Genomic DNA, 17,060 nt, shown 5'->3' with positions numbered 1-17,060 from the left:
CTCGGCGTCACCGCTTCACGGCCTCTCGCCGCCCGCCGCCTCATCCGCGGAGGCCCCGGAGAGCCGGGCGCCGGGCTGGAGGGGGATCCGCGCCGTCAGCATGAAGCCGCCGTCGGGAGTCGGTCCTCTCTCCAACCGCCCGTTCAGGAGCGTGATGCGCTCCTCGAGCCCCGCCAGGCCGAAACCCGAATGAGGGAGCAGGCGCTGGAGAGACATCCGCGGCCCGCCCCCGCCCCTGTCGTTCACCACCGAGACGGTCACGACGCCGTCGTGGGCCTCGCAGACGACACGCACCCGGGATCGGGGGGCGTGCTTGCTGACGTTGCTCAGCCCCTCCTGCACGACCCGGTAGCAGGCGTGCCCCACCTGGGTGGGAAGACCGATGTCGGGCAGGTCGTAGTGAAGGGTGACCCGGGTGCCCGTGGCGGCCGCCTCCTCCACAAGGCCGGAGACCGCCCTCGCCCCCGCCGCGGTCCGCGGCGTGTCCTCACGCCGGAGCACCGTGAGCAGTTCGCGCAGCTCGCCGAGGGCCTCCACACCCTTGTCCTCGATCGTGGCGGCGAGCCTGTCCACCTCGCTGTCCGTGGCTTCGTGAAGCATCCCCGCGTTGAGGACCATCACGGTCACCGCGTGCGTCACGGTGTCGTGCATCTCCCGCGCGATCTTGCGGCGCTCCCGGCGGGCGGCCTGCTGCTCACGTTCCCGCATCCCCGCCCGCAACTCCAGGATCATCCCCCGGTAGCCGCGCACCCACGTTCCCACCAGGGCGGGCAGGTAGATGAGCGTCAGCGCGCGCACCAGGCAGAGGTAGAGCAAGTCGTCCGTCCTGGGGTCCACGTAGTCGATCGCGGCGGCGGCCGCGACCAGCGGGACGGACATCAGCTGCCAGTGACGCACCTTGTTCTCCGCCGTCATCGAGTACGCGGCGAAGGCCATGGGCACGATCTGCCCGGTGAGGACGGCGCAGAGGACCGAGGCGACGATCATGGGGAGCGCGGTGCGCCGGCGGATCAGCAGGGTGCCCACCGTGATCACCTCGACGAGGATCTCGATCCAATCCGGTATCGGGCCCCACAGTGAGAAGGACAGACCCAGGAGCGTCGTCGGGACGGTGAAGCAGAGGATCGCTGTCGCCAGGAGCGCGTCGGCGATCCGGCGGCGGTGTGATGTGGCGAATTCGGCCACGATCGACGGGACGCCGGCAAGGTTCAGGGTGGTTCGCACGAGAGATTCCTTCTGCGCGGCGGTCCGCCTTGTGCCCTCTCAGCAGACCGTGAGGTGCTCCTGTCCCAAGGAGGTCACCCCCTGAGGCGGGGAGCGTCTGTCGATGTATTTCGCATCGTGCGCCTCGGGTTCCCGAGAGGTAAGGCCGCGGCACTCCTCGGACACGCTGTCCTGGGAGTGACGCGGCCACCCGCACCAGCCGGTGCCGCGGTGCCGACGTTGCGGAAAGTGCCTATGCTCCTGCGATGCGAATCGATCTCGTCGCTGTCGTCGTCAAGGAGTACGACCCGGCCATCGAGTTCTTCACCGAACTTCTGGGGTTCGATCTCGTGGAGGACTCGCCCTCGCTGACGAACGACGGACGGCCGAAGCGGTGGGTGGTCGTGCGGCCACCCGGAGCCGAGACCGGCATCCTGCTCGCCCGGGCCGATGGAGAGCGCCAGGACGCTGCCGTCGGGAACCAAGTAGCCGGCCGCGTCGGGTTCTTCCTCCAGGTTGATCATTTCGACACCGCGTACGAGCGTATGGTCTCCGCCGGCGTCGAGTTCGTGACCTCGCCCCGTACCGAGCCTTATGGGCGCGTCGCCGTGTTCCTCGACATCGCGGGCAACCGATGGGACCTGCTCGGCCCAGCATGACGCACAGGCCATGTCGTGCTCGGGGTGGTGGAGAGGGCGCCTGGCCGAGGGCGGAGTCGAGGCCGTGGGCCGGCGCCTGCTAGATCCGGTCGCTGGGTGACAGCCGGGCGTGCGCCTCGCGCGCCCGGCGCTCGGCCGTCGCCGCGGTGTACCGCTGGACCATGGCCAGGGAGTTCCAGCCGCCGACGCGCATCAGGTCGATCGGGTCGCCGCCGGCGTCGAGGAACGACGTGGCCATGGTCGTGCGGAACCGGTGCGTGTAGACCCCGGGAATGCCCGCTTCCTTGGCCCGGCGCTTGAGCATCTGCAGGATGCCGGTCGTGGTGAGTCGGCGGTCGCCGCCGGCCGCCGTACGGCCGCGCTCGGGCAGCCACAGCCATGGGCTGTCGGCGTGGCTGTGACGGGCCCGGGCGCGGAGATAACGGTCGACGGCGGCCGCGGTCTTCCGCCCGATCGGCGCCATGTGCGTGCGGCCGCCCTTCAACCGGATCCGGAGCACATGCTGGGGCAGGAACACGTCCGTCAGCTCGGGGTCGTCGGGGTGGTAGCGCAGCCCGGCGAGGCCGGAGCCGCGCATGCCGTTGTCGAGCAGGATCCGCATGATGGCGGTGTCGCGGCGGTCGATGAACGTGGTGCCGTCGCACGTCTTGAGCATCAGCCGCAGCTCCTCCTCCGTGAGCGGCTCGACCGGCTGCACCACGACGTTGGGTGGGGCGACGTTGGCCATGGGCGAGGCCGCGAGCTCGTCCTCGGCGACCAGCCAGTTGAACAGGACCCGCAGGTTGCGGAAGTGCTTGTGCGCGTCGCCGGCGCTGCGGGCCCGGGTGTCGCCGCAGGGGCACGGCTGGACACGCGTGTCGTCGAGCCAGCAGCCGTTCAACCGCGCGGCAAGGAAGGCGCGCAGGTGCTTCGCCCGTATCTTGTCGAGCTGCCCGGCCATGTCATGCTTGTCGAGGTACTCGATCAGGAGTCGGGCGGAGTGGAGGTAGCTCGTGATCGTTCCGGCGGCGAGCTTCTCGCTCTCCAGCGCCAGGCGCCAGGAGGGGACCAGGTCACGCAGCAGTGGGGATCTACCCATGGGGAAAGCTCCAAATCCGATGCTGTTTCATCGGTGTGCGGCTATGCTACCTTAAGCCAGGGTCAGCATCCCCGCTGGTCAATCCCCATTTTCAGGCGCCCTTAGCTCAGCTGGATAGAGCATCGGACTTCTAATCCGACGGTCGGGGGTTCGAATCCCTCAGGGCGCGCTCTCCTCATCAGCCCATCTCCCTCTGACCTGGGCTTCTGCTTGATCCCGCACTCCCAGCGTGCGCAGCCGTGGGCCACCAGATGCAGCCTCAGGCGGCCAGTCCCGGAATGATCTTGGGCGCGTTTCCGCAGGTCGGCATGCAGATTCCGCCGGCCTCAGGAACGAATCCGAGAGGGAGCTCCGCAGGGTCGTCCATGGAGTCGAGGTATGGCACGATGCGAACCATGACGATCAGAAAGGGCGATGCCCCGTAGGCCGCCCAGCGCCATCCGCGCTTGCCAAGCAGCAGCCCAAAGAAGGGACCGGCCGACTTGTCAGATTCCTGGCATATCCGGCCGAACTCTCGCGGCGATCGCGCGCCTGGAGGCCCAAGGACTGGGGACAGGCATCGTCGCTCAAGCCCTTGATCAGTACAAAAGCTTCCTCCGACGCCGGGGCCGCACCCTGTATCTGTCGCCATATCAATGTCCATGCTGTGACCCCGCAGAGGCGCGCGACACCCTGGAACTCGCACTACGTCGACTGCCACCCGCAGCTCGTCGCGATCTCGGACGACTGGTACACCGCCTCGACGAGGAATACCGCAGGCGCACTCTCCCCGAGCCTCGTTCTTACCAACTGCTTCCCTCGCAGCTTGACGGATGGTGGCACCAGCGCATGGCGGGCTACTGATCAGCTCAGGACAGGCCGAAGGGTCCCGGTGTGAGCCGAGACCCAGCCGTCCATCGTCGCCGACGCCGTGCCGCTCGATGTGCTCGCGGAGGATGGCGACCAGCTCGGGCGGGATCGGTACCTGCCGCGTGTCCTTCTCGCCCCGGTGCTTGAGCCCACGATCATCGTGGGTCTTGCCCGAGTCGGTGAACCGCTTGTTGCTTTGCGGTTTGGTCTTCTCAAGCGGCGGCGCGCCGCGCCGCCGTACCCGGCCCTCTGCCGCCCGCCGGCCGGACGTGTGGCCTGGGGGCCGGGTGCGGCCGGCGGCGCCCCGGGGCCGTACCCGTACCACGCACCCCCGCCGTACCCAACGCACTCACCGACCCCAGCGACGCGCCGCCGCCAAGGTGCTCCGAGCAGCCGGACCGATTACCGGCCAGGACTGCCCAACCATGCCGTCAGCTGAGCAGGTGCTCCAGGCGCGCGGCTACCTCGCGATACCGGGCCACCGGGATTAGATGTACGCCGTCGAAAGCTCCGGAGTCTCGGATCTGAAGCACTTGCTCGCAGGTGGCCTCAACACCGGCGAGGCGGTCGGAGGCGACCTTCTCCACCAGTCCGCTCGGGATGTCGATGTCCGGGATCGCAGCCGCGAGACGTTGGGCGTGCGCCTCACTTGCGAGAACCATCACGCCCGCATATACCGGAACGTCCACCGGGTTGGCCTCCCGCCACCTCAGCAGGGCCTCCAGCGAGAAGCTGACCTGGACAAACATGAAGTCCGCTGCTCGCTTCCAGGCCGGCAGCGGACGCAGCGCCGCAGCTGTGCCAACGCGGAAGGGCCGCACTCCCGCGAACGCACTGTCCTTCGGCAGGGCGCGGACCTCCTCGATCATCGCCCGCACGTTCAGCTCTCCGGTTCGGCTGCCTGAACTGGGTTTGTCCCCGTAGACGAACAGGAACTGGTCGACGCCGTATGCGGCTGCGGTGAGCAGGTCCCGGCGGAACCCCAACAGGTTACGGTCGCGTGAGTTGAGGCAGGCGATACTACGTCCCCCCATTGCCTCAACCTCGTGCGCGACCGCCACGCTGGACACCGTGGCACGGCCGATGTGGTTGTCGGGCACGAGGAAAGTGTCGGCCACCTTGCTCAGGGTGCCGATCTGGTGCCGGACGTGCTTCAGGTCTGGCCGGGTGGGCGGTTCGATCTCGCAGATGATCTGGAACGGGTGATCAGTCATGGAGCCAACCTAGAGAAGGCAGAGGCGGCCAACCACTCGCTTTCATCGACCGGCGCATGGCGGTGATCGCCCGCGCATCGCCGAGGACCCGAGGGGCTGAGGTGGAAGCCGGATGTGTCCGTCCGCACGGGGTTCTCAGGCGGTGCCCGCTGCGTGCCCGTCAGGAGGGTCGCCAAGGGGGAATCACGGTGACTCACAGGTAAGGCGATACCGCCTTTGACCTGGGACGTAGCAGCTCAGAGGGCCGCGCGCCGAGATCTTCCAAACTGGTTATGACGGCCGGCGAGGATCGGTCGGCCAGAGGCCATTTTCTTTCAAGAGCCGCTTCGCAGCGTGCTGAGTGGCTTGAGACCCTCGTCCAAGGGCGATCTCTTGGAGCAACTCAGCGAAGAGCGCGATCTTATCAGTAACCATCCATGCCAGGGTCCTTGAGATCCAGTAGTCAGACCACGCGGTGAGACCACGCTGGACAACCGCCCGCAACGCCTGGGCTAGGTCTGGATCATCGGGACCCAGCAACTGTCTGGCGTCGCTCTCCAATTCGTTGCGTGACCTCTCCAGTAGAGGGAGGAGCCACATCCTTGATCTTTCGAAAGGAGTATCAGTCCCCGCATTAAGTGACTCGACAGTCCAGGCCCTGTCGACAATGACCAGCCACGGACCCTCCGGCTTGACAGCCAGGACCCTGCGCACTGAAGTGCTCTCCATATCGACAAGCTTGGCATGCCATCGGCAGCAAGATCCGGAACATGATCGGAATGATCAACGCCAAGAGCACCGCAGCCAGCTAAGCACCAGCAGGCCAGCAGTCATGTGCGGTGTCATAAGACGTCGTCTTATTTGGCCAGTCGGCGGTAGCAAATGAAATCGGCTAGCTGAGCACTCGCGGCGACGCGCATACGACGTAGGGCCCTGGCCTCGTATGGCCGGTCAAGGGTGGCGGCGACACACCTCGCCGGCCGTCTTCTGCTGAGCCTGGGGCGCCGCCTCCTGCAAGGGCGAACTGTGAGCGACCGCTGGCGCCCTGGGCGGTCGTGCCCTGGGGCATCGACCGAGTTCATCTCCGCCTCACTCTTGGGAAATTTACCCTTCTCTGGTGGTTCCGGGGAGTTTGCCACCATACGAGGCTGCCGTATTCCTGATCAACAACCCAGTGGCCTGCCCCCAAAGGATTCCCCTTGAAGCGCATTCTCGCCTCCGGCGCTGCCTTGACCGCGGCTCTGGTGGCCGCCGCCATCGCCGTCCCGGCCGGTGCCGCATCGGCACAGGATCTGTCACATCCCGCTCAGACGGGTCCGCACTACTACACAACGAAGACCCCGTACGCTCCGCAGGAGCGGATCGGTTCCTACCAGGCGCCGCCGAAGGGCTTTGCTCCCGTTTTCGCCGAGAACGTCGTCCGGCACGGGTCGCGTGCCATGAGCGACGGCGACGACGGCGACGCGGTGCTCGCGGTGCTGCAGACCGCGCAGTCACAGAGCGCGCTGACCAAGCTCGGCGCGCAACTCGCGCCGCAGGTACAGGCGCTGCTCGCCGGCGGGTCGTCGATCGGTTTCGGCAATCTCACCGGTCGCGGCGTGCAGGAGCAGCAGGGGATCGCGCTGCGCATGGAGCGCCGCATGCCCACACTCTTCTCCACCATCGCCGACGACAAGGAGCCGATCAAGGTCGTGACCTCCGGCGTCGACCGCGCGGTGGCGAGCGCCAACGCCTTCACCAGCGGCCTTGCCGCCGGTAACTCCGCGGTGGCCGGGTTGATCCAGGCTCCGGTGACCAACAAGGATCTGCTGTACTTCCACAAGCAGCCGCAGAACGCGGACTACCAGGAGTACGTGGACAATGACCCCGATCTGGCCGCGGTCCTGGCCAAGATCGATGGGGAGCCGGCCACCGCGAAGTCGGCCGCGCACGTCGTCTCGCGCCTGTTCACCCCCGGCTTTGTCGCCACGATGTCCGGCGACGACCAAATCTCCTTCGCACGCTCGCTGTACGCGCTCTACAGCGCGGTGCCGGCCCTGAGCGTCGAGGCGCCGAACGTCGATCTCGACGCCTTCCTTCCGGCCGAGGACGCCCGCTGGTTCGCCTACCTCGACGACGCCGAGGAGTTCTACACGAAGGGCCCGTCCTTCAGCGGGCGCACGATCACCTATGACATGGCCGGCGTCCTGCTCGACGACCTGTTCGCCAAGGTCGAGGCCAAGGCCGACGGCACCGATGACACCGGGGCGGTGCTCCGGTTCACCCACGCCGAGGAGATCCTGCCACTCGCGGTGCTGCTCGACCTGCCCGGCAGCACCAAGGCGGCGGCGCTGGACCAGCCATACAGCTACCAGAACAACCCCTGGCGCGGCGAGAACGTGGCTCCGATGGGCGCGAACATCGAGTGGGACCTGTACGCCAGGACCTCCCACAACGGTCACAATGGCAAACCGACCGGCAGCGCGAAGGGCGCCGACTACCTGGTGCGGATGCTCTACAACGAGAAGGAGACCGCCTTCAAGCCCTCCTGCAAGCCGATCAGCAAGGGCAGTGCCTTCTACGACCTGAACGAGTTGAAGCGCTGCTTCGGTAAGGCCTGACGGCACGGCCCAGGTCGGCGTTTTCCGGCACCGGCCACACGTGACCACGAGCCCTCCACCGCGTTGATCGTCCGTTGGAGGGCTCGTCGTGTTCGCCGGTCCCCGAACCCACTCGCCAAACCAACTGATCCAAGGGCACACCAGAGACCAGGCCGACTGACGCCGACGCGCTACGACGGCGAGCCCCCGTAGATCTCCGTGGACGACCATGAACGGCCGGACACACCGTAAGAGGCCCGCCGCCGCGTTTCCGCTGGTGACGGGCCTCTTAAGGCGGGGGGCGGCGGTGAGCCGCTGACCGCCTGATCCTGGCAGCGATCATCTTCGTGGCCACCACCACCGGCTGCACCTGGCGGCAACTGCCGCCCGTCTTCGGAGCGTCGTGGCAGACGGTGCGCCGCCGTTTCGCGGAGTGGGGAGGAGCGTGCGGTGCCGCACTGGCCGAAAGGGCGCCGTGCAATATGCGTGCAATTATCTTGCCGCAGAGAGCCGCTGTAAAACCGCCGGCAGTTTTACCCGGTGTCATAGACGTGCCAGTGCGGAAGGTGGCGAGCCGCCCGTCCGCCGACTCAGGCTACGAGGCCTCGCCCCTGCGCACGTGCGGAATCGTCCAGCTCCGACGTGCGGGTGGTCCCGGCCGAGCCTCCCCGCCGCCGTCGCCTGCGCTCGGGGATCGTGTCTCAGAAGAGCCATGTGGGTCAACGGCTGGAGAGTGATCGCATATGGGGAGGCGCAGGACGAAGCGTGCTCCTCGTTCGCTGTCCTGGATGGTCAGGGTGCCCTCGTGTGCTTCGGCGATCTCCCTTGCGATCGCTAGCCCCAACCCGGTCCCTCCCGCGTCGCGGTGGCGTGAGGCGTCCAGCCGGGTGAAGCGGTCGAAGACTATCTCCCGGTGTTCGGCGGCGATTCCGGCGCCGTCGTCGAGGACCTCCAGGGTCGCCGTTTGTCCGTCGGCTCGCACGCTGACGGTGATCTGTGAGGTGGCGTGACGTTCGGCGTTGTCGAGCAGGTTGACCAGCACCCGGGCTATCCGCAGCCGGTCACAGTTGATGCAGACGTTCTGCCGTAGATCCTTGACGATCGCCGTCCGGTAGGTCCGGCGGTCGAGCTCGTCGTCGACCAGCTGGCCCAGATCGGTCGGATGGCGCTTGAGGGGCGCGCGCGCGTCCAGCCGGGCGAGGGTCAGGAGGTCGGTCACGATCGCCTGGAGCCGGTCCACCCCGGCGAGCACCTCCGTGGCCATCTTCGGCCAGCGGGTGTCCTGCGGGTACATGAGCGCCTCCTCGAGCTGAGCCCTGATGGCGGTGATCGGGCTGCGCAGGTCGTGGGAGGCGTCCGAGGTGAAGCGCCGTAGCTGCTGGTAGGCGCCCTCAAGGCGGTCCAGGGTGTCGTTCACCGTTTCAGCCAGTGACTTGAACTCTTTGTACTTCCTGGGTACGGGGACCCGGCGATCGAGGCCGGTGGCGGTGATCTCCGCCAGTTCCGCCCGGATGGCGTTCACCGGAGCCATGGCCTTGGTCAGATCACGGAACATCCAGGCGGTCATCATCGTGGTCACCAGCAGGGACACGCTGATGGCCAGGAACACCGCTGTGGAGTCCCCGTACCAGGGGACGACCGGGACCGCCGCATAGAGCAGCCAGATCCCGTCCGGCTGGTAGACCTTCCACGAGAAGACCCTCATGCAGCCCTTCAACCCGGCCGGAGGGCACAGCACCCGTGTGGTACGCACGATGCTGCTGGTCGACCGGAAGGTGGCCATCGGCGGCTTGCCCACGAGTTGTGGGGTCGCCGCAACCACCCGGCCTCGTGCGTCCAGGACCTGAATCGCTTTGACCCTGCCACTCCGCAATACAGGCGGGAGGGGGCCCTGCTTGATGAGGGGCACCATACGGTTCCATGTCCCCATGCTCCGATCCAGGGCGCTGTCGGCCGCCTTGGTGCCCGCGAACAGGAGGAAGAGCACGCTGACCCCGACGCACACCAGTGCCGCGAGGGCGCCGGTCACCGCTGTCCTACGAACCCGTAGTGATAGTCGATACCAATTCAGCATCTGCTCCCCGAACGTCAGGCGCTCACCCCTATAAGTCCAGTAACTGCGATATCTGGCCCATAACGTCCCGAAGCTAGGCAAAGCTTGGGGTAGGCCCGGCAAAAGACTGCAGCCTCTGGCGAGGGGCTGACCTGGCGTGACTTGGGTCTCAGAGCCGACTAGACCAATCCGTGGAAGCGCACGAGCGTGGCACACCGCCGAGAGCAAGATCCGGCATATGCACGGAATGATCAATGAAGCGATGACCGTAACCGGCTGACCATCAGCAGGTCACCAGCCAAGTGCTGCGCCATGAGGGCGATCCACTTCTAATCCGACGGTCGGGGGTTCGAATCCCTCAGGGCGCGCTCCAAATGACCTGTGTCCTATTCGGCTGCTGATCGTTTGAACGGGCGTGACGACGTTCATGGATCGGCCGGTTCCCGATGAGTTGTGGGAGCTGTTCCAGCGGGTGGTACCGCCGTCGCCCACGCGTCCGCAGGGCGGTGGGCGGCGGCGGGCCGATGACCGTCTGATCCTGGCAGCGATCATCTTCGTGGCCACCACCAGCTGCACCTGGCGGCAGCTGGCGCCCGTCTTCGGAGCGTCCTGGCAGACGGTGCATCGCCGTTTCGCGGAGTGGAGCGCCGCCCGGGTGTGGGCCAAGCTGTGCCGGATCCTGCTGGATGACTTGGGCTCGCGCGGCGAGCTGAACTGGTCGCGCTCACGACAGCCAAGCCTTGGAGCCGCTCGTGCGGGGCGTCCCGCCGATCCGCTCACACCGTGGCCCGCGGCGTAGAGGTAAGAGATAGTAGGTGCTCATATCCGGGACCTGGCCTCTTGATCGTCCGACCCTCATCTGACCGTCGCGCTGTCTGTCACCACCGGGCACCGATGCGTTCTAACGCCGCCTTCCGACGCGAGAAAAACGAGGTGGTTTGTCAACGCGATGAGGCGTTCGACAAGTCACGGGCTGCTGCAGGTGAGCGTGGGTGATGCCGGCGATCCGTTGGCGAGGAACCCGAACGTGGTGGAGGCGTTCGCGCCCAGCGAGCCGTTCCAGCTCACGTTCTTCACCGTCACCACGGAACCGCTGATACTCAAGGTGCCGTTCCAGAGCTGGCTGATCGTCTGCCCGCCGGCCAAGGTCCAGCGTGCCGTCCAACCGTTGATCCCTGAGGTTCCGGTACGCACCGTCACCTCGCCCTGGAACCCGCCGGGCCAGGAGCTAACCGTCCTGTAGGTGGCCGAGCATGCGCCGACCGGCGACGGGCTCGCAGTCGGCGAAGCCGAGGGCGACGGGCTCGCGGACGGCGAAGCTGAGGGCGACGGGCTCGCGGACGGCGAAGCCGAGGGCGACGGGCTCGCGGACGTTCCCTTGTACTCCGCGGCCACCTTGGCCAGGTCCGTGCCCGTTCCCCTCATGTAGGTCTGGTTGACCCACGAGGTGAAAGCGGTTTGGACGGCCGATGACGAGGTGCCCGACCACCGCTCCTCCTTGTCCTGGTCGAAGTAGACGACGTTCTTCAGGTCGGGGTAGCGGCCTGAGTTCAGGGTTGACGCCATGTCGTTGATCCACTGGGCCTTGTTGCCGCCGTCCTCGCTGGAGGCGACCTCGCCGATCATCACCGGGCGCCTCGGGGCGACGGCGCGTGCCTTGGCGTAGGCGCTGGCGAACAACGAGTCGAAGCTCGTCCAGTAGTTGCCGGACGGGTCCCAGGACGGGCCGAGGCCCCAGTTGTAGCCGTCGATGCCGACCCAGTCGACGTAAGCGTCACCGGGGTAGGACTGCGCGGGGTCGTTGAAGGAGGAGTTGGGGGTGGAGCTGTTGTTGAAGCACCACACCCACTGGACGTTGGTGGCGCCGGCGGCGACGACCAGGTCGTGCACCCGCCGGTAGGCGCTTATGTAGAGGGCGGGGTTGCTGCCGTTGTTGACGATGCCCCAGGGGTACCAGTTGCCGTTGAACTCGTGGCCCCAGCGAACCATGATCGGCGCTCCGACCGATGCGAACTCCGCGCCGCGGGCCTTGATGTAGCTGTCCCATTTCCCGTCGACGATGTCTTGGAGGTGGATCTGGTTGGAGTCGCTCACGCCGAGAGCCGTGTTCCAGGGTTCCCAGGTGAAGTGCGTCATGACGCCCTGGTTCCACAGGGCCCTGGCATCGGCCGCGTTGAAGGCGTTGCCGGTGGCCCAGCTGTCGAACCACTCGACGCTGGCCGGGGTGACCCCGTACCGGCTGACGGTTCCCGAGGGGATCTGGGCGGGGCTCGTCTCGCGGAACACCCCGAGGTACTTGGTTGAGGCATCCGCGGCGGCGGCCTGGGTGGAGACGGTCAGCGCCGCGCACATCAGGACACTGGCGGCGAAGATGACCGTAGTTCGGAGGCGCCCGAACTCGATCTTGCGTTTCATATGTCCTCCATGGATTTGACGCGATCCGATCGGGTCACGCGGAGATCCGGGTGGTCAGACCGGTCGGCCTGCGCCACTCGTGCGGTCGGCCGCTCGCCGGTGGTTCGGCTTCGCCGTGTGAGAGGGCGAGTTTTGTGTGCCCAAATGGTGAATGAGATGGCTACAGGGGAACAGCCCAGGTCGGATTTTGTGATTGTTTCCGCAGGTAAATGCAGATAATGGAATGAATGCTTCTGAAAATTTCACGAAACACTCGTTCCTGAGTTCACCGAGGGCCGGCCCCACGGTGTCCGCAGTCACCAACCGCCATCCCGGCGGCTCGTCCGGCCCCGGCGCCGGGCCGAGGAACCAGGACGGCGCGCCGGCGGGCAGGCCCGCCGCGGGTACGCGCGAGCGGGGACGGCGTCGTAGAGGGCATGCCCTCTCAGCCGCGTGCCCGGCCGACATCTACTGACGGGGGACGTTATGACGGCCGGCCGGGAGCGTGGGGTGGTCCTCTCGACGCTCGTGGCAGGAAGCCGGCCCCACAGTAGGCAGGTGATCCAGGGTTAGATGAGGGGAGCGGTGCTGGAGCGCACCTGCAGCCGGGTGGCCAGCTCCACCCGGTCCGCGACCGGGGTCCTGCGGGAGGCCAGGGCCATCACCATCTCGGCGGCGGCGGTGCCCATCTTCTGCAGGGGCTGACGCACGGTGGTCATCGGCGGGTCCGCCCACTGCGCGAGGGGCAGGTCGTCGAACCCGACGACGCTCAGGTCCTCGGGAACGCGCAGCCCGGCCCGGTGGGCGGCCTGGTAGACCCCGAGGGCCTGCAGGTCGTTGGCGGCGAAGATCGCGCTCGGCGGATCCGGGAGCGCCAGCAGCGCTCGGGCCTGGGTGCGGCCGCCCTCCACATACAGGGGGCCGGTGCACACCAGGTCGGGATCAGCCGGGATGCCGGCTGAGTCCAGGGCCGCCCGGTAGCCGTCCAGGCGGGCCCGGCAGCACATCAGCGTGTCCGGCCCGTTGATCATGGCGATCCTGCGGTGGCCCAGCTCCAGCAGGTGACGGGTGGCGGCAAGGCCGCCGTTCCAGTTGGTGGCCCCCACCGAGGGGACGCAGTGGTCGGGCTCGCCGCGCGGGTCCAGGGCGACCACCGGGATGGAGCGGCTGGCCAGCCGGGCCCGCTGGCGTTCACTGAGGTCGGCCGAGACCGCGATCACCCCGACCGGGCGGCGGGCCAGCACCTGGTCGATCCAGCCCGAGTGCGGGGAGCGCCGACCGCGCATGTCGGTAAGGCCCAGGACCAGGCCGCGGGCTTGGACGACCTCGTCCATGCCCCGGATCAGCTCCAGCGCCCACAGGCTGTCCAGGGACTCGAAGACGACCTCCACCACCGCGCTGGAGTCGACGGCGTCCGGCCGGCGCCGCCAGCCGTGCTCCCGGACCAGTTCCTCGACCTTGCGGCGGGTGCCGGCCGCCACGCCGGGATGGCCGTTGATCACCTTAGAGACGGTCGGGGCGGACACGCCGGCCAGCTTCGCGATATGCGCCAGCGTGACCTCCGGGCGGGGACGCGGCGCCGCGTACGGGTCGTGGGGGGTAGCGGTCACACCGAGATTCTACTAAGCATGGAAGCCATCACAGAAATTACAGAATCGTTCGCCAGAAATAACGCTATGAGCCGCACGAAATGAAACGCCTGCAGTGGCACGGATCTGGCCTTTGATTGTCTGTCAGCCGTTCGTGCGCGGGACCGGGCCCGGCCAGGCGGATTCCGCGCCTGTGTCAGGCCGGGCGGCCTGTGCTCGAACTCCTCCGGTCAGCGGTAGTCGTTCTCCTTCAGTTCGATGACCCAGGCACGGCGCTCTGCGATCTTGCCGTCGCGCATGACGAACACCTCCGCCATGGACAGGCGCATTTCGCCGCCCGCGACTCGCTTCACCGTCCCGGTGAGCTCCGCCATGACGACATCGTCCTGCTCGACCATCCGCACGACCTCCAGGTGGGGAGGGTCGACGAACTCGGGTGGGCCATCGATGGCCCTGTCGTAAGCGGCTTTGCCGGTCAGGTGGAAGGCGCCGAAGACGGTCCACTCGATGTCGTCGGTCAGGCAGGACAGGATCTGCTTGTGATCGTTCTTGCGGAAGCCGTCCAGGTAGGTGGTGACGGTCTCAATGTTGCGTGACATGCCCGCTCCTTCAGATCGGGGTCGTCCATGGGACGCCCGGCGGTTCCCTCGCAGGAGAGTCGGAGTGGCGAGAACGTTCTCGACATCGCTTCGACGCGTGAGACGGGACCGGGCCGATCCCTGGCGGCTTCCCGCCGGGAATCGACCCGGTGAGCGGCAGGTCAGCCACTGATTTGTCAGTCCGTGTTCAAGTTTTTTTGGTTGGCGATCCTTCTTTAATTCGATCACGCAAATGGATTCCTTTAATGCCAGCGTCAAATCCGTGTCACCCTGGCCATGGTCTGCCGCAGGGTCTACGCCGCCGAAAGCCGCCGCCGTCGCCAGTAGCGGGAAAACGCGGGATGATGTCGATGGCGTTTCCCAGATCGCGCGGCGCTTTCCGGGCCTTCTGAGGGACGGGTCCCGACCGGCGACTCAGGGCCACGCGAGGCTACCCCAGATCACCGACTCCCTGCACGACGTGCCCAGCGCCGCAAACGCCAACGGGCCAACCGCCCATAGCTGTAGCGCAAGACTGCTCTCTCGCCGTCCAGAATCAATGTGACCCTCGTAATCAGGGGGCCGCCATAGTTCGGGCGCAGGCGCAACCGCAGCAGCCGCGTACGCAGGATTGGCGAGATCCCTCTATCGCCCTCCATCGACTCCCACGCCTTCTCCAAGACGGACCGCACCTCCTCGAAACCAGGGAGAGGGCGAACCTGGCAGTACAGCCGTGGAAAGTCCTCGCCGTCCACCTCCAACTCCGCAACCGGCCGACGACCCCGCAGCAGTACGAACACCGTCTGAGACTGCCCGCTCATCGTGGCCTCCCCAGCCAAGACGACACCCGATTCGCCCTCGGCGGGGCGCTCCGGCTCGGGGGTGATGCCCAAGGGCCTGCTCATTGTGACGGGCCCGTAGATGGCTGGGGTAGGGCCTCGCCCCCCCGCGTCATCGATCCGGGACAAGCCATGCGGCCAAGGCCCGCTTCCCCTTCGCGCGAGTCGACAGCGAACGGGGTGATCAGGAGGGCGCGAGGTCTGCGTCGATGCCCTCGCTTCTGCAGAATCTGACCGTGGAGATCATCAGAGCGACATCCGACGCGATCACAGTCAGCCTCGAGCCGGACGACGCTGTCGCCATCAACAACGCCCTGAACGAGATCTGCAACGGCGTCCACCTCGACGAGTGGGACTTCCAGACCCGCATGGGTGTCGATCGCGAGCAAGCCCGCAAGGTGCTGCACGCGATCGGTGCTGCGATCGACGTGATGAAAGAGCGCCGCCAGGCCGAAGGCAAGGAGTGGTAGACCCCAGCTCGGCCGGTGATCGCCAGGCGATCAGCCGGCCGTCAACCAGGGTGCCGAGGGGCAACCGCAGTCACTCTGACCGGCGCCAACCGCAGGCAGGGGTCCTACAAGCCGTGATCCATGTATTCCCAAGCTGACGGCACGGGTTCTGTTCCTCACCCGTTCCGCATGCGAAGGCCCAGGTCAGGGCGCTGATCCAGATTCGCGACTTGATCAATTCAAAGCGATATCCATCCCGGGTCGCGAGCGTTCTCACGGACGGCACATACTGGTGGGGATGAAGCCAGCCAGCGGCGCGTCCCGTCGCCACCTGCCCACAAGTCCCTTCAAGCCCCCGCCCCCCGCCCCGGCTCCGGAGCGGTTCGACGTGAACGACCGAGTGACCCATGATCGGTACGGTCTCGGCGTCGTCATCGCTGTGGAAGACGAGATCGCCGTGTTCGTGGATTTCGGATCGCGGCAGGAACGAATCACCACACCGTTCAACAAGCTGTACAAACTCTGAGATCGCTGTCAGCCAGGGAAGCACCCCGCGCGAGCACATCCACGCCAGCGTCCAGCTCGGCCGAGCCGGCGTGGACCGTGTGGGGACGTTCCTCCCCGGCCCGGCTCCGCCGCTCACGGCTTGTCGGGCAATCGGCTTCCACCCACGTGACGGTCAGGTCCCGGCAGACCACCATGATCGTTCCTGGCCGGAAGGCGATCTCGTGGCTGCATCCGTTGGGATGCGGCAGGATCTCGTCGAAGATCACCACGCTGCTCGGCCTGACCTCCAAGGGTCCGGCGAGGTCGAGTCTGTAGTCCGACACGCCTTCGTAGCGGATGATCAGGTCCTCTTCGTGCTTCCAGCAGTTGTGGCGGAACGCGAGTTCCATGGAGTTCTCTCGTCCGGTCTCGTCGAACGCGATCCGCTCCAGGTGCAGGTCCTTCACGCACCGCGGGCCGTAGTAGTCGTAGTGCAACCGCAAACTCGACCGGGCTGCGCGAAACTCGCTCCGCCCGGGTAGCGTCCTGCACGTTCGTGAAAGGACGCCATGTCGACTACAGCATCGATCAACGGGGGGACCCGGGCACCGGGGTGGCAGCGCGTCGTCGCCTGGCTGATCGACTGGGTGCGGATCCTCATCCTTCCGCTGCTCCTGGTCCCCGTCGGCGTGGCCCTCTACGCGGCGGGACTGCGACTGCCCGTCGGCCTGTGGAACCTCATCACGTTCCTCCTGTTGATCGTGCCGGTGACCCTGTGGTGTGCCTGGCGCGAGTCCGGCCGCTTCCAGGCCACCCCTGGGAAGAGGGCGAGGGGCCTGATCGTGGTCGACGCCCGCTCCGGGCGGCCGATCGGCTTCGCACGGGCGCTGCTGCGCAACGCCCTCAAGATCGCTCTGCCGTGGGAGCTGGGGCACACGGTCGCGTACGGGTTCGCCGCCGCGGGCCGGAACCCGTCCGCGTCACTGATGGTGCTGACGATCGTCGTCTACGCCATCATGATCGCCTGGCTGGTCGGCCTTTTCCTGCCCTCGACCAGGACGCCCTACGACCTGCTCGGCGGCACCCGGGTCGTCGCGCACCGCGAGTGACG

The 17,060-nt window shown here is 66.9% G+C and carries 13 protein-coding genes, 1 tRNA gene and 2 pseudogenes; 8 read left to right on the top strand and 8 right to left on the bottom strand.

From position 1 onward, the window contains the following. Window positions 1-15: 15 nt before the first annotated feature. On the bottom strand, window positions 16-1,224 hold the full coding sequence (locus tag Mco01_RS11430) for a sensor histidine kinase (RefSeq protein WP_204056863.1): 1,209 nt from the start codon (window positions 1,222-1,224) through the stop codon (window positions 16-18). A gap of 245 nt (window positions 1,225-1,469) precedes the next feature. Here Mco01_RS11430 and Mco01_RS11425 point away from each other — a divergent pair, with 245 nt between their 5' ends. Then, on the top strand, window positions 1,470-1,862 hold the full coding sequence (locus Mco01_RS11425; protein WP_204056862.1) for a VOC family protein: 393 nt from the start codon (window positions 1,470-1,472) through the stop codon (window positions 1,860-1,862). Between the two features lie 79 nt (window positions 1,863-1,941). Here the strand turns inward: Mco01_RS11425 and Mco01_RS11420 are convergent, their stop codons facing one another. Then, entirely contained in the window at window positions 1,942-2,940 is a 999-nt protein-coding gene (locus Mco01_RS11420; RefSeq protein ID WP_204056861.1) for a tyrosine-type recombinase/integrase, read from the bottom strand. Window positions 2,941-3,035: 95 nt separating this feature from the next. Here Mco01_RS11420 and Mco01_RS11415 point away from each other — a divergent pair. After that, window positions 3,036-3,109: transfer RNA gene (locus tag Mco01_RS11415), tRNA-Arg, on the top strand. A gap of 1,111 nt (window positions 3,110-4,220) precedes the next feature. On the opposite strand, the gene Mco01_RS11410 is transcribed toward Mco01_RS11415, so the two are convergent. Beyond that, window positions 4,221-5,003 (bottom strand): methylenetetrahydrofolate reductase, encoded by a 783-nt coding sequence (locus tag Mco01_RS11410; protein ID WP_204056860.1) that lies wholly within the window; start codon window positions 5,001-5,003, stop codon window positions 4,221-4,223. 1,178 nt (window positions 5,004-6,181) lie between these two features. Between Mco01_RS11410 and Mco01_RS11405 the strand changes: the two genes are divergently transcribed. Then, window positions 6,182-7,582, top strand: a complete 1,401-nt coding sequence (locus Mco01_RS11405) for a histidine-type phosphatase (RefSeq protein WP_204056859.1) — start codon at window positions 6,182-6,184, stop codon at window positions 7,580-7,582. A 272-nt stretch (window positions 7,583-7,854) separates the two neighbouring features. Continuing rightward, window positions 7,855-7,998: pseudogene (locus Mco01_RS11400) on the top strand (transposase); the annotation flags it as partial. Between the two features lie 158 nt (window positions 7,999-8,156). Here Mco01_RS11400 and Mco01_RS11395 read toward each other — a convergent pair. Further along, a complete protein-coding gene (locus Mco01_RS11395; RefSeq protein WP_239103525.1) occupies window positions 8,157-9,590 on the bottom strand; it encodes a sensor histidine kinase in 1,434 nt (477 codons plus the stop codon). Window positions 9,591-10,041: 451 nt separating this feature from the next. Between Mco01_RS11395 and Mco01_RS11390 the strand changes: the two are divergent. Continuing rightward, a pseudogene (locus Mco01_RS11390) lies at window positions 10,042-10,414 on the top strand (transposase); the annotation flags it as partial. Window positions 10,415-10,580: 166 nt separating this feature from the next. Here Mco01_RS11390 and Mco01_RS11385 read toward each other — a convergent pair. From Mco01_RS11385 to Mco01_RS11375, 3 genes are all read right to left on the bottom strand, one after another. Beyond that, window positions 10,581-12,029, bottom strand: a complete 1,449-nt coding sequence (locus Mco01_RS11385; RefSeq protein ID WP_204056857.1) for a cellulose binding domain-containing protein — start codon at window positions 12,027-12,029, stop codon at window positions 10,581-10,583. Window positions 12,030-12,577: 548 nt separating this feature from the next. Then, window positions 12,578-13,618 carry a LacI family DNA-binding transcriptional regulator gene (locus tag Mco01_RS11380; RefSeq protein WP_204056856.1) on the bottom strand — a complete coding sequence of 347 codons (1,041 nt, stop codon included), beginning with the start codon at window positions 13,616-13,618 and terminating at the stop codon, window positions 12,578-12,580. 209 nt (window positions 13,619-13,827) lie between these two features. Continuing rightward, complete coding sequence (locus Mco01_RS11375; protein ID WP_204056855.1) at window positions 13,828-14,196, bottom strand: nuclear transport factor 2 family protein; 369 nt, start codon at window positions 14,194-14,196, stop codon at window positions 13,828-13,830. A 1,054-nt stretch (window positions 14,197-15,250) separates the two neighbouring features. On the opposite strand from Mco01_RS11375, the gene Mco01_RS11370 reads away from it, so the two are divergent. Together Mco01_RS11370 and Mco01_RS11365 are read left to right on the top strand one after the other, a co-directional pair. Beyond that, window positions 15,251-15,484, top strand: coding sequence for a hypothetical protein (locus tag Mco01_RS11370; RefSeq protein WP_204056854.1), 234 nt, complete (start codon window positions 15,251-15,253; stop codon window positions 15,482-15,484). Window positions 15,485-15,761: 277 nt separating this feature from the next. Continuing rightward, entirely contained in the window at window positions 15,762-15,989 is a 228-nt protein-coding gene (locus Mco01_RS11365; RefSeq protein ID WP_204056853.1) for a hypothetical protein, read from the top strand. Here the strand turns inward: Mco01_RS11365 and Mco01_RS11360 are convergent. Beyond that, a complete protein-coding gene (locus Mco01_RS11360; protein ID WP_204056852.1) occupies window positions 15,967-16,446 on the bottom strand; it encodes a hypothetical protein in 480 nt (159 codons plus the stop codon). The genes Mco01_RS11365 and Mco01_RS11360 overlap by 23 nt on opposite strands. A 72-nt stretch (window positions 16,447-16,518) precedes the next feature. Between Mco01_RS11360 and Mco01_RS11355 the strand changes: the two genes are divergently transcribed. Further along, on the top strand, window positions 16,519-17,058 hold the full coding sequence (locus Mco01_RS11355) for an RDD family protein (protein ID WP_204056851.1): 540 nt from the start codon (window positions 16,519-16,521) through the stop codon (window positions 17,056-17,058). Window positions 17,059-17,060 lie beyond the last annotated feature (2 nt).

Origin of the sequence: Microbispora corallina, from assembly GCF_016863035.1 — a bacterium.
Lineage (GTDB): Bacteria > Actinomycetota > Actinomycetes > Streptosporangiales > Streptosporangiaceae > Microbispora > Microbispora corallina.
The sequence above is the reverse complement of the archived record's forward strand: the minus strand, read 5'-3'. Positions and strand labels throughout refer to the sequence as shown.

Coding starts and splice junctions, on each gene's coding strand:
- Mco01_RS11355 (WP_204056851.1), top strand. CDS start 16,519: ATGTCGACTACAGCATCGATCAACGGGGGGACCCGGGCACCGGGGTGG.
- Mco01_RS11385 (WP_204056857.1), bottom strand. CDS start 12,029: ATGAAACGCAAGATCGAGTTCGGGCGCCTCCGAACTACGGTCATCTTC.
- Mco01_RS11365 (WP_204056853.1), top strand. CDS start 15,762: ATGAAGCCAGCCAGCGGCGCGTCCCGTCGCCACCTGCCCACAAGTCCC.
- Mco01_RS11425 (WP_204056862.1), top strand. CDS start 1,470: ATGCGAATCGATCTCGTCGCTGTCGTCGTCAAGGAGTACGACCCGGCC.
- Mco01_RS11410 (WP_204056860.1), bottom strand. CDS start 5,003: ATGACTGATCACCCGTTCCAGATCATCTGCGAGATCGAACCGCCCACC.
- Mco01_RS11375 (WP_204056855.1), bottom strand. CDS start 14,196: ATGTCACGCAACATTGAGACCGTCACCACCTACCTGGACGGCTTCCGC.
- Mco01_RS11420 (WP_204056861.1), bottom strand. CDS start 2,940: ATGGGTAGATCCCCACTGCTGCGTGACCTGGTCCCCTCCTGGCGCCTG.